Origin of the sequence: Roseitranquillus sediminis (assembly GCF_016918935.1) — a bacterium.
GTDB lineage: Bacteria > Pseudomonadota > Alphaproteobacteria > Rhodobacterales > Rhodobacteraceae > Roseitranquillus > Roseitranquillus sediminis.
Window position 1 is genome coordinate 1 of record NZ_JAFFOB010000011.1, and the last position, 15,154, is coordinate 15,154.

A 15,154-nucleotide genomic window follows, 5' to 3' on the forward strand; every position below is an offset into this window, starting at 1 on the left:
GATGCGCTCGCCTCGCGAGTTCATCGCAGCTCAAACCGCAACCGCCTGAGTGTCCGGCGAAACGGGGGCAAGATCAGATATCCGTTGCGCTGCACGCGGCTAGCTGGGATCTTCGTGCCATAGCCCGCGCCCGTCACGGCGCCGACCTCCAGCTCCATCAGGCGTTCGGCCGCGAAACCGATCATCTCGCGCAGAAGGTCGGCGTCAGGGGTCTTCTCGACGAAGTCCCGCAGGTTCATCATGTCCACGGTCATCGGTGGTCTCTCCGGTACGAATTGGCGATAGCAACCAGAACCTACCGGCAAACCTCCGGTGACCACCTTAGCCAGAACCTACACCACCCGGCGGGACAGCATCCGCCCCTGCCCCGCCCGCATCCCGACAGTTGACAAGCATCGTTGAGATAAATCTCAGCCGAGCGGACGGACCGCCTCCTTGGGACGGCTCTTAGCGATTAACTCAGCGTTTCCAGCCCCACGGCTCGGTTCGCAGGATTTCCGGCGCTTGGCGTGACGGGTCGGGAATTGGCTTTCACGGCATCTCGTTCTGGCCGCTGCCGGCGGCCTGCCGCCTCTTGTGTTATTACGTGTTAGAGTCAGTGTTACGTTGTGGATTGTCGATATTTCTGAAATCTTATCAGAGATATACAGGCATGGGTGTGGGTGAAATCACGAAAGAGCGTGGGTAGAGTCACGAGTCTGCGTGGGTGAAATCACGAAAGCATTGACGGGTGTGGGTGAAATCACGATGCTGGCCGCATGGTGGGTGAAATCACGAAAGACGAGCGTGCGCCCCTCCTGCCCGACCGGCAGGAGCAGGCCGACTTCTTCGTCTGCGACATCTTCGATGCCTCGCTGAAGGCGGACATGGCCTCGATGGCGCATCCGATCTTTTCGCTCTCGACCAAGCCCGACCGGCGGATCCGGCGCTACCAGGATGCGGCGGGCAAGAACTACGTGGAGGTGCGTCCCTCGGTCGAGGGGCTGGCCACGATCCATGACCGCGACGTCCTGATCTACTGCATCAGCCAGGTCATCGGCGCCCTGAACGAGGGGCGGCCGGTGGCCCGCACGATGCGCCTCAGGGCCTACGACCTCCTGCGGGCGACCAACCGGATGACCGACGGGCGTGGCTACGAGGCGCTGCGGGCGGCGCTGCGCCGGCTCCAAGGCACGCAGATCGAGACCAACATCATCACCGGCGGCACCGAGCAGCTCGACATCTTCAGCCTGATCGACCGAGCCCGCATCGTGCGCGAGACCCGCGACGGTCGGATGCAGGAGATCGAGATCGAGCTCTCGGACTGGGTCTTCAACGCGATCCGCGCGCGCGAGGTGCTGACGCTGCACCGCAACTACTTCCGCCTGAGGAAGCCGCTCGAGCGCCGCCTCTACGAGCTCGCCCGCAAGCATTGCGGACGCCAGCGGCAGTGGAAGATCGGCCTCGGGAACCTGCAGGAGAAATGCGGCTCGGCCTCCACCCCGCGCGAATTCCGCCGCCTCGTGACGGCGATCGTCGAGGCCGACGCCCGTCACGACCACATGCCCGACTATGCGATCCGGATGGACGAGGACTGCGTCGTCTTCACCAACCGCGGCACGATGGGGCCAAGGAAGGCCGACCAGTCCCAGGACGAGGTCCCTGCCCTGCCCGCCTCGGCCTACGAGGCCGCCCGGGCCGCCGCGCCCGGCTGGGACGTCTACCAGCTCGAGCAGGCCTGGCGCAGCTGGATGGCCGACGGCGGCCTCGACGCCCCTCGGAACCCCCGGAAGGCCTTCGTCGGCTTCTGCACCAAATGGTACGAACGCCGCGGCCCCCCTTGAACGCCCGAAGTTGACAGCCGTCAACTCCGACGGGCAGCCGTGCAGGGAGTGGCGCAGTCGGCCAGCGCCGAGAGCGCCATGATGTTCAAGTTGACGGCTGTCAACTCGGCCACCGCCCCCTCCTTCGATCGGACCTGCGGATGGTGGCGATCCGTGCCGGAGCGAAAGTTGACGGCTGTCAACTTCAATCCGGACTCCGCTTCCTTCTGCGACCGGCTTCCGAGGCCGGAGCAGTTTAATGACAAGGCAGTCGCGTCCGAGTTGACAGCTGTCCACCGGGCCCCTGCCCCGTCCATGGACGGAGGTGCGGCGTGTCGGACGGAGCGCCGCGCCAGCGGAGGGAAGTTGACAGCCGTCAACTCCGACAGGGCAGCAGTGCAGGGAATGGCGCAGTTCGACCAGTGCCGAGAGTGCCGTGATGCTCGAGTTATCGGCTGTCAACTCGGCCACTCCTTTCCTCCGACCGGACCTGCGGACGTTGGCGACCCGAGCCGGGATTTGCTTACTTCAGGCGACCAACTTCCGATGCCGGAGCAGTTCCATGAGCGCAGGCTGCCACGTTTGAGTTGACAGCCGTCAACGTTCCCTGCCCCTGCCCCTGCCCGCTTCCGATGAGGCCTGGCTGCCGAAGTTGACAGCCGTCAACTCTCTGGCGTCCCGGTCAGTCAGGCTCGGCGAGCAGGGTCTGCCAGTTTCGGCGCGCGTGCAGGATCCGCAGGACGATCAGCGCGTCCGCCTCGATCCGGTAGACGACGAGGTGGCGCCGGTAGGCGTGCAGGCGGACCGGCGGCGTGAACTCGGTGCGTTCGCGGGCCAGCTCAGGGAACGCCTGCAGCGTCCGGAGCAGGACCTGGAGGCCGCGCAGATAGTGGGCGGCCTGGGCTGCGAACCAGGTGCGCGCGGAATAGTCCCAGATGGCCTCGAGATCCTGCCGAGCGGCTGGGGTGAGCTCGAGCCGAAGCGGCTCAGCCTCCATGCGCCCCGAGCTTCCGGGCGACGAACGCGTCGAGGTCGAAGGGCTCTGCGGGACCGGTCTCGCGGGCCGCATCGATCTCCGCCTGAATCTCGGCGATCGCCTCCTGCCGCTCCTGGTCGCGGCGGACAAGGTCGCGCACATAGTCGCTGGTATTGCTGTAGCGGACGCCCTTGGCCTGCTGCTCGATCCAGGCCTTCATTTCGTCAGGCAGGGAGATGTTCATAGTGGCCATGGGACCCTCCTCCGTCGCGTCCTCATAGGTATGGCAAAGATTGCCAACGCACTAGGACTTCCAAACGAGTGGCGTTCGCGCGGCCGTGCGCCACAGGTGGCGCGGTTCCGAGTTGACGGCTGTCAACTCCTTTGGGCCTTCTACTCGGCCTGGCGCTGACGCGGCTTGAGTTGACAGCCGTCAACTCGCCGCCCGTCGCTTTAGGTGCGCAGTAGCGGGTCGACGGTTCCGTCTCGTTGCGGCGCTGGATGTTTGCGGCTTTCGAACCAGAGCGACTGGACGGGTGAAGGGTCGAAGAGTTGACGGCGGTCAACTCCCACGAGCCTCCCAATGAAGTCGCCCCAAGGCTTCCTCGGCCTGGTCGCCCACAAAACAGGCCGTCACTGCCGCGACCATTGGCGCTGACGCGGCTTCGAGTTGACAGCCGTCAATTTGGGGCCTGTCGCTTCGAGTGCGTCCACAGTAGCGGGTCGTCCAATTCCATTGTCGCGAGCGCTGGATGATTGCGGGTCCGAGTTCAGGACGACGGGACGAAGTCTCCGGTCGAGGAGTTGACGGCTGTCAACTTCGCTAGGCCGCCGGTTCCGAAGGGGGCCGAAGTTGACAGCCGTCAACTTCGACAAGGGCGCTACTCGGTGCGGGTGCGTTGCCAGTCGCGGTGGAGGGCGGGGAGGTTCTCGGCCAGCCATTCGTCGAAGCCGTCGAGACCCCGGGCAGGGAGCCTGAGGCTGAGGCCGCCGCGGCTGCGGGTGAGGCGGGCGAGGGGGCGGCCGTCCTCGGTGCGCAGGATCTCGGGCGCGCGCGCGGCGGCGGCGACGGCTTCCCGCGCCCGGCGGCCGGCGAGCCAAGTCGCCAGCGCCTCGAACCGCGCGTCCGATCGCTCTCCGGCGGTGTCCAGGACTGCGAGCGCGTCCTCGAGGTCGGCGCCGTGGCTCTCCCACGTCTCGGCGAAGGCCGTCCAGCGGTCGCGCCCGATGCCGGGCGCCGCGCCGATCGCCTCGATGAGCGCGACGGGCAGCCGCGCGGCAACCGAGAGCATCCGGCTCGCCTGCGTCTTGTCGACCGAGAGCGTGGCGCAGATCAAGCGGCGTTCGTAGCCCGCCTTCTCCATCTGGCGCGCGAAGTTCGCCTTCTCGATGAAGCTGAGGTCGCGTCGCGCCGTGTTCTCCTGGCCCTGGGCCACCACCAGCGCGCGGTCGTCGAGCTCGCGCACCAGCGCCCGGACCGGCTGGCCCAGGTCGCGCAGCGCCAGCACCCGGCGGCGGCCATAGACGATCTGGTAGCGCCCCTCGGCCTCGGGGTGGGGCCGCACCAGGACCGGCACCTGCTGGCCGTGGTCGCGCAGGGACTCGCGCAGGCGGGCCTCCTCGGCCGCGTCGTGCTCCAGCCGGTCCTGAAGGCCCGCCTGGTCGATGGCGAAGGGATCGAGCTCGACCACCGCGCGGGCCTTGAGGTCGGCGATCGAGCGGCCGACGGCGCCGATCGCGCCCTTGGCCGACCGTGGCCGCTCGGGGAGGGCAGGGGGGGCGGCCGCCGCGGTCTCGGGCCCAGGCTCGGATTCGGGCGCCATCAGGTCCTTGAGGAGGTTCTTGCGTGCCATCAGCGCCCCCATGCCGCCTGGATCAGCCCCTCGATCTCGCCGTTCACGGCGTTGAGCGAGTCGAGCGCGCGCTGGTAGGTGGCGCGGGTGAACTGGCTCCTCTCGACCTCGTAGAGGGTCTGCTTGGTCATGCCGGCGTCCGAGATCGCGGTGGATTTCAGCGCCGCGTGGTTCAGCACGTTCTCGCCGAAGAGCGAGCGCATGAAGCCCACCATCTGGTTCTGCGGCCCGTCGCCCGGCTCGTAGCGTGTTATAAGATAACGCAGCCAGTCGTAGCTCATGTCGCCGCCCGCCTCGGCCACGACGCCGAGGAGGTTCGAGGTCATGAGGAGGAACTGGCACATCGACATGACGTCGAGCATCTGCGGATGCACCGTCACCAGCACCGCGGTCGCCGCCGAGAGCGCCGACATGGTCAGGAAGCCGAGCTGCGGCGGGCAGTCGATGACGACGAGGTCGTAGTTCGCCTCGATCTCGGAGAGCGCGTCGCCGATCCGGGTGAAGAAGAGCTCGCTTGAGCGGCGGCCGAGCGCGCCCGCGGTCTCGTGCTCGAACTCCATCAGGTCGAGATTGCCGGGCACGATGTCGAGGCCAGTGAAGCAGGTGCGCCGGACGATGGCGGAGAGGGGCAGGGGGTCCTCGTAGCGGATCGCGTCGTGGAGCGTGCCGCCGTCGAGCAGGTCGAACTCGGGCTGGAAGCCGTGCAGGGCGGAGAGCGAGGCCTGCGGATCGAGGTCCACCGCCAGCACCCGGTAGCCGTCGAGCGCGCATTTCTGCGCCAGGTGCGCGGCGGTGGTGGTCTTGCCCGAGCCGCCCTTGAAGTTGATGACGCAGATCACCTGCAGCGGGTCGCCCGCGCGGCGGCCGGGCAGGTAGGTGCCGGGGGTCTTGGCGCCCGCCTCGAGCATCTCGCGCAAGCTCTGGATGTCGGCGTGGGAATAGAGGCGGCGGCCGCCGGCGCGGATCTCGGGCGAGGGGCCGCGGCCGTCGAGATGGAGCTTGCGCAGGTAGGCGTCCTTGACGCCGAGGAGCTCGGCCGCCTCGCCGGAGGTGAAGCGGCGCAGCTCCCTGCGGGTGCTTTCGGGAAAGAGCTGGGCGCGGTGCGCCTGAAGACGCTGGGAAAGCCGCCCGGCATGCGCGCCGACCAGCTGGTCGATCCGCTGCTGCCTGCCCTGGCGCTTTTCGGGGCGCCCGTCCACATGGTCGCGGGCCATCACTGCCTCGTTCGCTGCTCGTGTCGCTGCCTGTTACGGCAATCGGCGCCTGTCGCGCTCTCAAGCGTAAGTGTTGGCCATGGCGGAGCACGGCGCAAGACTTTTCCCGCCGCCGCGCGGTCCCCGGTCGGGGTGGCGTTTCGGGGACGTGGCAGGCGAGTTGCGGGGGGGGGGGAGGGCGGACCCGGGGCAGCGAATGGCACAGGCAACATCCGAGACGGAGCGCGTTGTTGGAGGTTGAAACAGGCAGCTTGAAAAACAATTCGCGTTTTCAAGCTGAGGCCAGGTCCGCCATGGCTGATTCCTACAAGCGCCAGCACTTCGTCCGCGAGTACCTTGTCGACCTCGTCGCTTATTGAGCCCCGCCCCCGCCAACCGCTACGCGAGCGCGGCGGCGGCCTTTGGGACGTAGGAAGCAGGCGAGGTCGCTCCGTTATGGGCGTCATCCTGATCCGTTGCTAGGCGATGCGGCGAACACCCTCCGTCTGGGCCCAGTACGACTCCAGCTCGTCGCCCTTCCGGAGGTTAACATATGTCAACATTTCGGACTCGGCGCTGAGACGGCTCAGCTTGGAGAAACCGTCTTCACCTTAACATTCCTTAACAGGGATCGCCGGTAGTCGGGGGCTGGAAGTTTGCCGCACCGAAGTGGCTTGAAGATCGCGGCGCACCCGAAGGGCAAACTCTGCCAGACAGTGACTCGTCCCGCGGGGGGAGGGCCTGTGGCTGCCTTTCCCGCATAGAAGCCGTGGCGCGGCTGGCAAATGTCCGGAGGCAGTCTGGTAACGGTGGTGACGGGGAACCGCTTGGATCCAGAAGAAGAAGAGAGAGAGGGGGGGGGGAGACATATGTAGGGTCATTTACGCATAATCGTCTGATACGAAAGGAGAACGACTGCATGAGAGGGCCATGCCGTGCCGCGCGGCCTCGGCGACCATCGCTTCCTCGATAAGGTCGGCCTTCGAGGCGGGCGCGAGGAAGCTGTCATGGATCGGAAAGACGACAACGCCGTGACGTCGCATCCTCCGCATGACGCCTTCTGCGATGTCGCTGTCGAGACGCTGCAGGCGGAGGCCAAGGCCACTGAAGAAGAGATCGGCGATCGGCGCGTGCCTCGCGAGAAGCTTCTCGATCAGCTCCTCGGCGCAGCGGCTGGCACGATGGGGATAGGATGGATCGGATTGATAGACGCGGCGCAGGAAGGCGCTTGGCAGCTCGTTCCTGTGCGGAGTTACGTCAAGCAGGTGGGTCGCCATTGCCGGCTTCCAGGCAATCGTGTGCCGGGCCCCGGGGCGGCCGGAGCTGTTCAGCAGGATGTTGAAGGCGACCTTCACCAGGTCTCGGGAGAAACCGGCAACCTCGTACGGAGCCTCGGGAGGGGGCAGCCCACGCTCTGCGTAGGCGAGGGCGGGGTGGAAGGTGGCGTAGTCGATCTCGACGACAGGCTCTCCGTCGATCCGGAGCGCCCGCCGCTCGGTCTTGGACAGGGTCTGCCACGCGCCACCCTCGGCGTAGAAGCGGCCACCGTGAGCGAAGTCGCCGTTGAAGATCCGCCGGAGGCGTGCCGGGAACGGCAGGACGTTCCCGAAGTCCGCGCCGGCCATGGCCTCGTTCTGGGCGCGGAGTTCATGCCGCATCTGGTTTGTCGTGGCGGTGTCGTGGTAGTCGATGAGGCTCCTGTCCTCGTTCCGCAAGAGAAGCGGCTCGTGCAGTGGCAGCAGCTTCGGACGCTCTCCCGCCATCGCGGTGCGGACGATCTCGAGGAGCTCCGGAGTAGGAGACATGGCAGATTGCCAACCCCGCCGGCCGGGAGGCCGGCGATCGTGATTGATCAGGCCGAGGCCATCGAGTTCGTCGACCACCCCGACAACGCGCCTGTAGCCATAGAGCGAAGACTTGTAGCGGCGAGGCTTCTCGTAATGGGGCTTGGAGCGCGAGTAGGATGTCCATCGCCCCTGTCCCTCTGCCTCCGTCAGCAGGGCGAGAGCGACGGCGGCGAACGTTTCGCTCCGGCGACCGGGGCGAATCGCGTCTGAGATGTCGCGCCAGAACCGACGGGTTTCCCAGCGTAGGCTGAGGTGCGCCTGGTACTCCGTCTCGTCTGGCTCATCACTGAAGGACAGCGGCGTTGTTCCCGCACCAGGTGTTGTGCCTGTCCTCCCTTGTTACCCAAAATAGGCGATTCGCTGGTTGCCGTCCAGCATCTTGGGTGCTGCGTCAGGTGTCATCAGATCGGCCAGCCAAAGCACTCCGCCTCCGCAAGCCCGGATCAGCCGATAGCTGCCCCTGTCTCCGAGTTTGTCGCGGGCTGTGGAGGTCGTCTCGCGGAGGGAGACTTGCTCGCCCGGTTCTCGCTTTCTAGGGTCTGCCCACAATCACGGGAGGAGACGGAATGAGAGCCCTTTATTCGGTGACGCTCGCAGCAGCGCTTGCCCCTGCAGCGGTCGCTGCGCAGACGACGCCATCGCTCAATCCGGGTCATCCCGAACCCGATTGCGTCGCCCGAACCGGCTACAACAGCAACGCGGTGCTGCCGGGTTACACCGACGAAGCCGGGATCTGTCATCCATTCCAGTCCACCTACACGACCGCTCCGGAAAACGCGTCGGCGGACTGGTACGTCGAACATTTCACCCATGCGGCGATCCGGGATCGGTGGGCGGAATGCAAGGCGACCCCTGAATGCGCCGAACCGGCCATGAAGGGCGCCACGAATTTCACCAAGGATTCCGAACGCGACACCGGCGCCGGTGATCCGAACGGCCGGATCGACCCGCACAGCGAGGTGGATCTCGCCGATATTCGCCGCCCCGCATATTTCGGCGAGGGCCCCTACAGCGAGGCGATCGCGGCTGCCGAAGGCGACACCTACACGATCGAATTCACGGTGCCGCGCGACAATTACGAGAAGGTGCATCTCGGCCTCGAGGACGACATCCATCTCCGGGGCTGGTACATGGTCGGCGAGGGGGTCGCGCTGGAAGACGGCACGACCGGACGCGCGCTCGTCATCATGAACAACGGCGGCAACAGCGAGATCACCGCCAGCGACCTGCCCGGCTTCGAAGGCGTGGTCTACGACGGCGAGACGGGAAACTGGAACAACGCCCCCTATGACAACCCGCTCTCGGAAGAGCCGGGTCAGCGCGTCTGGCGCTCCTTCATCTCCGACCTCCATGCGGCCGGCTTCGACGTCCTGGTCACCGATCGCCGCGGCAACGGGATCTCTGGCGGCAACCACGGCTACGACACCGCCGAGCAGGGGATCGACATGTTCCGCGAACTCGAGGCGCTGGAAACCGGCGAGGGCCTGCGCGTGCTGACCCCCGAAGGCGAGACGCTGGAGGGGCAGGACGCCTCCGACGTGCTCTTCCCTGAAGCCGGGGCGGACACGCTGCCTGTGGTGCTGGGGGGCTACTCGCGTGGCTCCTATGCAGTCGAGTGGGCGATGCACAAGAATTTCGTCGAGGATTGCAACACGAATGAGGCCGAACCGGAGTGCGGACCGGCGCGTGGCGACGAGCGCATCAAGGGCGCGATCCTGTTCGGCCCGAATCCGGGCGGACTCGGATGGCGTGCGCCTGGACACGACATGGAGGAGGCCGCGCTGCGTGCGGAGTTCGGCACCACCTACAGGCTTGACGGAGATGTGTTCGAGGGCATCGCCGAGTGGCCGGGCGTGTCGATCATCCGTGGCACCTGGGACTACGTGGAGGGGCTCGAGGGATCTCTCGCTGCCTTCGAGCGGGCATCGGAGCCGAAGGAGATCTTCGTCTTTCACGGTCCGCACGGCACCCGCACACACGCACCGGGCAACGTGCAGGTGATCGGCGAGCGCATGGTGGCCTTCGCCCGCGCCGCCGTTTCCGGCGCCGACAGCGTGGAAGGGGCGGAGCATCCTGAGGACCTGCGGGATCTGGTCCTCTCGGCGCCGTATCACTGGGAGCTCACCACGACACCGACGCCTGCGGCCGCGACCACGCTGGACCACTGACGCAAGAGCGCCCGGACGCAGCCCCGCGTCCGGGCAGCCGTCGGATCACGGCCGGGTCACGCACTGTCGGCGGAACACACCGGCAGCGAGCGCAAGACGGACAAGCCCGCGCAGGATATCGTCCGGCACAGACAGGCGGCGTTGCCGGACCTCGCTTGTCGGTATCGACGCACCAGAGGACCCATCATGGCTCATGCCGAACGTCCCCACCGGACCCGTCTCTACCGCGCCGGCACATCGCAGGCGGTGCTTATCCCGAAGGATCTGGCCTACCCGGAGGACATCGAGGTCGAGCTGGTCCGCCGCGGCGACGAGGTGGTCATCCGTCCCGCGGCGCGCCGACTGACCGGCCTTGGCGCCGCGCTGCGTCGGATGGGCGCCGCAATGCAAGGCTATGAGCGGGACCGCGGAGAGCATCAGGAGCGCCATTAGCCCGCGGCCGCCGAGAACGGACGCAGCTAGGCCGGCATGGTCGGCTCCCGCTATATGCTCGACACCGACACCGACATCGTGCTCTGCGCGATGCAGACGAAGACACGGCGCTGATCGAGTGCCTCGGCGGCTTCCGCGTTGGCGAGCAGGGTACACCTCGGTCATCAATCTCGGCGAACTCAAGCACCGCTGACGCCGCTTCGACGACCGGGCTGCGGCCGAAGCGTTCCTGGCGCTCGCTCCTTGGGACGTGCCGCTCGTCTCGTCGGTGAGCGGCATCCCGTTAACTGCAGCGCCGGATAAAGGGTGGACTGCGGCGGCCGGATGCGGCTATGCGTTCACCCGTGAACGAATGGACACATGTCGTTCTGAGGTCGCGGCTGCAGCCAGCGACGGTGCGGTAGCCATTGCCCGAAAATCCAGAAGACCAGGCGACGCTGAGCGAGCGTGACGAGATCGCATTCCGTGTGCTGCGGACGATCGAGAGCTCTCCGAAGGCGACGCAGCGCGACATCGCGCGCTCGGTCCGCGCCAGCCTCGGCGCGGTGAACTACTGCCTGCGGGCGCTGCAGCAGAAGGGCCTGGTGAAGGTGCAAAACTTTCGCGCCACGGATGCTAAGCTGCGCTACGCCTACGTACTGACGCCTTCGGGCCTTGCCCGAAAGGCGGCGCTCACCCGCCGCTTTCTGGCCCACAAGCTCGTCGAGTACGAGACCCTGCAGGCCGAGATTGCCGAGATTGAAGCCGAACTGAACGAAAAGACACCCTCATGACCGATGCTACCGCCCTCGACCTGCCGCAGGAGAATGCGGCCGGGACGCCTGCCGAGCGGCACTTGGTGATCGAGCCCGGGCGGCTCGACCGGAACTACTGGTCCGACCTCTGGGCTTATCGCGAGCTCTTCATCGTGCTGGCCTGGCGCGACGTGGCGGTGCGCTACAAGCAGGCGGCCCTTGGCGCCGCCTGGGCGGTGGTGCGGCCGCTGCTGGCGGTCTTCGTCTTCACCATCATCTTCGGCCGGGTAGCGCAGCTGCCCTCGGAGCCAGGCGTGCCCTATCCGGTCATGGTCTATGCCGGTATGTTGCCCTGGATGCTGATCTCGACCATTTTGGGCGATGCCTCGAACAGCCTTGTGAGCAACGCGGGCATGATCGGCAAGATCTACTACCCGCGGATCATCACTCCGGCGGCTAGCTCCATCGTCTCGCTCGTCGACTTCGCGGTGTCCTTCGCGGTGTTCCTGCTTCTGATGCTGGCGTTCCTCTACGTGCCGTCGTGGAAGATCCTGTTCCTGCCGGTCTTCATCGTCTACGCGGTGGCCATGGCGCTGGGGCCGGCGCTCTATCTCGCCTCGCTCAACGTGCGCTACCGCGACTTCCGCTTCATCGTACCCTTCGTGGTGCAGTTCGGCCTCTACATCTCGCCGGTCGGCTTCTCGTCCGAGGTCGTGCCCGAGGGGTGGCGGCTCCTCTACTCGCTGAACCCCGCGGTCTCGGCCATCGACGGCTTCCGCTGGTGCATCCTTGGCGGCGAGATCTGGTGGCCGGGCTTCCTCCTGGGGCTGGGGGTCACGGGGCTGATGCTCTGGGCCGGGATACGAACCTTCCGCCGCACCGAGCGGCAATTTGCGGACTACATCTGATGAACGACGTCGTCATTTCCGCCCGGGGCCTGGGCAAGCGCTACCTGATCGGCCACGAGACGGTGGACCGGAACCAGACCTTCCGCGAGCGGATCATGGCCGGGGCAGGGGGCCTCGCACGCAATCTGGCCAAGACAGCCCGGGGCGAGCAGCTCGTGCAGGGCGAGGTCGAGGAGTTCTGGGCGCTCAAGGACGTCAACTTCGACATCCGCCGCGGCGACACGGTCGGCATCATCGGCCGCAACGGGGCCGGCAAGTCGACGCTCCTGAAGATCTTGTCGCGCATCACCGAGCCCACCACCGGGCGCGTCGACATCCGCGGCCGCGTCGCCTCGCTCCTCGAAGTCGGCACCGGCTTCCATCCCGAGCTCACGGGCCGCGAGAACATCTTCCTCAACGGCGCTATCCTCGGCATGAGCCGCGCGGAAATCCGGCGGAAGCTGGACGAGATCATCCATTTTGCGGGGGTGGAGAAATTTCTGGATACCCCCGTAAAGCGCTACTCCTCAGGTATGCGTGTGAGGCTCGCCTTTTCAGTGGCCGCGCACTTGGAACCAGAAATCCTTATCATAGACGAGGTGCTGGCAGTCGGAGACGCCGAATTCCAAAGCAAATGCCTTGGGAAAATGGAAGATGTCGCACAGCAAGGCCGGACTGTACTATTTGTAAGTCACAACATGGCCGCAGTATCCAGGCTGTGTGAGCAGGCTATGCTACTAACTGACGGCCGCTCTGCTGGGGTAGGGGCGATAGACGAGGTCTTTGCTGCATACAGAGGTGCAACTTCCAACATCTTGTCTTCAGGCGCGAGGCGCGACCTCCGCGATCACAATGATCGCTACGGGAGCGGCGACACCAAATTCTCGAGCATAGTCCTGCTGGACAGCAGAGGCATCGCTTCATCCGAGATATGTTTCGGGGAAAGCATCTCACTGCTCATAGAGTTTTCGGGGCCGGTTCCGCGAGATGCAGTTATATCCGCTCTATGTCTTTCCCCTGAAGACCACAGGGTTCTCCAAATTGTTTCAGACGATGATCCGACGTTCAGCATTGGAAGCATCGACCGGCACGCCATTAGGGTGCATGTAGCAAATCTGCCGCTACAGCCAGGACAATTTAATTTGCTTATCGGATTGCATGATCAGTCCATGCAGCCACTTGATGTGGTCAGAAATGCTTACAGTTTCCGCGTTGTTGAGCATCCGGAGAAGCAGCGGAGACGGCATGCTGCTACAGCAAAAAATGGATACTGCACCACAACGTCAGTATGGACTGTTGAAATAGAAAAATGCGCATTCTCTGGGTAACGCCTAGCGGATCAAGGGTGTCCGAAGAGTGGATGTGGCGGATGATGGAACTGTTGAGCGAGGAGATATGCGGCATAGTCACAGAGGACGCGCAATCCAGTTCCTCGAGAAAGCTGCCGTGGGATCATTACAGCCTTAACCCGACGTTGTCTGTCGGAGACCGAATGCGGTCCAGACTTGGCTACAAGTACGATAGCAAGAGCTTGCTGCGGAGGCTGATACGAACAAAGAAACCGACCGTCGTTTTCTTCAATTACCTCGATTTCCTTTTGAAGTACTGGGACGTTGTCGAGAACGCTGGTGTCCCGGTAGTCTGCCACGTTCACGGGTACGACGTCATGTGGGATATGCGAAGACCCGATGATCCTTATCGAGAGCTTCACGAGCCTAATTACGCCGCTTCGGCCGCGCAATTGCTAACAAGCGTCAACGTCATCGCGAACTCGGAGTTCACCAAGCGGCAACTTCTCGCGAATGGCGCTCCTGAGTCCAACGTGCACGTAAAATATTTCTCAGCAGACGTAGAGAAAGAATTCGCCGACGAGGCGAAGTATTCAGGTGAAGCTCGGATTTTATTTTTAGGTCGGCTGGTCGATTGCAAGGGGCCTGATTTAGTTATAAGGGCGTTCGATCACGCGATTGGCGCGGGAATGAACGCGAGCCTGACAATCGCAGGTGACGGTCCATTGCGTGTGACGTGCGAGCTTCTGCGTCAGCAGTCGAAATCCAGGGAGAAGATCCACATAGTTGGTTCAGTAAGTCCGCTCGAGGCGCAGAAACTTCGGGCGTCGCACCACATTTTCACCGCACATAATCGTAAAGGGCCGATCACAAGACAGGAAGAGGCGTTCGGCGTGGCATTTCTGGAAGCAATGTCTGCAGGATTGCCTGTCGTTGCCGGGCGGAGCGGAGGGGTTCCGGAGATTGTCCTTGACGGGAATACAGGCATCCTCGTTACTCCTGGCGACATTGAAGCCCATTCGAGGGCCCTGTTGTCTCTAGCCAACTGCCCAGCCAAGCGGGAGGCGATGGGCAATTGCGCTATCAATTTGGTGCGGAGCAAGTTCAGTCGAGATTCCGAGCGGCGGCGCTTGCTGGAGATTATCTCGATAGCGTGAAGGTAGAGCGCTCAATCAATTTCAGTTGATGTGGTGGATTTTAATTGCGAGACTAGATGACTCCCCCAGTCCTTTTTTTGATCTTCAATCGACCTGAGCTAGTGGCACGTGCCTTCGCGCAGATCCGACATGCACGACCCGTCAAGCTCTATGTAGCGGCTGATGGTCCGCGGCCAAGTGATGCAGGCGACGTGGTGCGGTGCGGAGAGGCGCGGAGGCTTGCAGCTGCTGTAGATTGGCCGTGCGAAATTAAAACACTGTTTCGCGAGGAAAATCTCGGCTGCCGTCGGTCTGTCAGTTCGGCGATTACCTGGTTCTTCGAGCACGAGGAAGAAGGCATCATCATCGAAGATGACACGCTTCCTGACAAGACGTTCTTCCCATATTGCGCTGAGCTTTTGGATAGGTATCGCGAGAGCGAACGAGTCATGGCGATCTGCGGCGGCTCCCACTTCCCAAGGCAACTTGCTTCGACAGATTCGTATGTGTTCAGTCGGATCTTCGATCCTTGGGGCTGGGCCACGTGGCGACGTGCGTGGGTTCACTACGATGACGAAATGGCCGACCTTGACGACGTGGAGACATTCGATCGGATCGATAAATTAGGTCCAGGCGCTGTCGACTTCGGCGCACATTGGGCCGAAGAGTTTCGTCGAACACGCGCTGGAGTCTATAATAGTTGGGCCTATCGCTGGACCTATTCGATCATGAATCGTGGCGGGTTCGTGGTCGTGCCTAATCGGAACCTAGTCCGAAATATTGGATTCGGTGCAAACGCTACGCACACGACGTCAGCACCCTCGGCCCTAGCGCGAC

At 64.2% G+C, this 15,154-nt stretch carries 12 protein-coding genes and 1 pseudogene; 7 read left to right on the plus strand and 6 right to left on the minus strand.

Annotation, left to right across the window (positions count from 1 at the left end; genetic code table 11):
* Window positions 1-77 precede the first annotated feature (77 nt).
* Window positions 78-254, minus strand: a pseudogene (locus JM664_RS05655) (IS256 family transposase); the annotation flags it as partial.
* A gap of 504 nt (window positions 255-758) precedes the next feature.
* Here JM664_RS05655 and JM664_RS05660 point away from each other — a divergent pair.
* Window positions 759-1,823, plus strand: a complete 1,065-nt coding sequence (locus JM664_RS05660) for a replication initiator protein A (RefSeq protein ID WP_227418953.1) — start codon at window positions 759-761, stop codon at window positions 1,821-1,823.
* A gap of 661 nt (window positions 1,824-2,484) precedes the next feature.
* Here the strand turns inward: JM664_RS05660 and JM664_RS05665 are convergent.
* The 5 genes from JM664_RS05665 to JM664_RS05685 form a co-directional block, all read right to left on the minus strand.
* Complete coding sequence (locus JM664_RS05665) at window positions 2,485-2,799, minus strand: type II toxin-antitoxin system RelE/ParE family toxin (protein ID WP_227418954.1); 315 nt, start codon at window positions 2,797-2,799, stop codon at window positions 2,485-2,487.
* Window positions 2,789-3,031, minus strand: coding sequence for a type II toxin-antitoxin system ParD family antitoxin (locus tag JM664_RS05670; RefSeq protein WP_227418955.1), 243 nt, complete (start codon window positions 3,029-3,031; stop codon window positions 2,789-2,791). The genes JM664_RS05665 and JM664_RS05670 overlap by 11 nt, the downstream gene beginning before the upstream one ends.
* A 628-nt stretch (window positions 3,032-3,659) precedes the next feature.
* Window positions 3,660-4,631, minus strand: a complete 972-nt coding sequence (repB, locus tag JM664_RS05675; protein ID WP_227418956.1) for a plasmid partitioning protein RepB — start codon at window positions 4,629-4,631, stop codon at window positions 3,660-3,662.
* Window positions 4,631-5,845, minus strand: a complete 1,215-nt coding sequence (gene repA, locus JM664_RS05680) for a plasmid partitioning protein RepA (protein ID WP_227418957.1) — start codon at window positions 5,843-5,845, stop codon at window positions 4,631-4,633. Before repA ends, repB begins: the two co-directional genes overlap by 1 nt.
* Before the next feature lie 860 nt (window positions 5,846-6,705).
* On the minus strand, window positions 6,706-7,629 hold the full coding sequence (locus tag JM664_RS05685; protein ID WP_227418958.1) for a hypothetical protein: 924 nt from the start codon (window positions 7,627-7,629) through the stop codon (window positions 6,706-6,708).
* Between the two features lie 608 nt (window positions 7,630-8,237).
* Between JM664_RS05685 and JM664_RS05690 the strand changes: the two genes are divergently transcribed.
* From JM664_RS05690 to JM664_RS05715, 6 genes are all read left to right on the plus strand, one after another.
* On the plus strand, window positions 8,238-9,839 hold the full coding sequence (locus tag JM664_RS05690) for an alpha/beta fold hydrolase (RefSeq protein ID WP_227418959.1): 1,602 nt from the start codon (window positions 8,238-8,240) through the stop codon (window positions 9,837-9,839).
* 186 nt (window positions 9,840-10,025) lie between these two features.
* Window positions 10,026-10,271, plus strand: a complete 246-nt coding sequence (locus JM664_RS05695) for an antitoxin (RefSeq protein WP_227418960.1) — start codon at window positions 10,026-10,028, stop codon at window positions 10,269-10,271.
* Between the two features lie 407 nt (window positions 10,272-10,678).
* A complete protein-coding gene (locus JM664_RS05700) occupies window positions 10,679-11,044 on the plus strand; it encodes a MarR family EPS-associated transcriptional regulator (RefSeq protein ID WP_227418961.1) in 366 nt (121 codons plus the stop codon).
* Window positions 11,041-11,913: an ABC transporter permease gene (locus JM664_RS05705; protein ID WP_227418962.1), complete on the plus strand. Its 873-nt coding sequence runs from the start codon at window positions 11,041-11,043 to the stop codon at window positions 11,911-11,913. The genes JM664_RS05700 and JM664_RS05705 overlap by 4 nt, the downstream gene beginning before the upstream one ends.
* Window positions 11,913-13,220 carry an ABC transporter ATP-binding protein gene (locus tag JM664_RS05710; RefSeq protein WP_227418963.1) on the plus strand — a complete coding sequence of 436 codons (1,308 nt, stop codon included), beginning with the start codon at window positions 11,913-11,915 and terminating at the stop codon, window positions 13,218-13,220. The genes JM664_RS05705 and JM664_RS05710 overlap by 1 nt, the downstream gene beginning before the upstream one ends.
* 17 nt (window positions 13,221-13,237) lie before the next feature.
* Window positions 13,238-14,338: a glycosyltransferase family 4 protein gene (locus JM664_RS05715; RefSeq protein ID WP_227418964.1), complete on the plus strand. Its 1,101-nt coding sequence runs from the start codon at window positions 13,238-13,240 to the stop codon at window positions 14,336-14,338.
* Window positions 14,339-15,154: the final 816 nt, after the last annotated feature.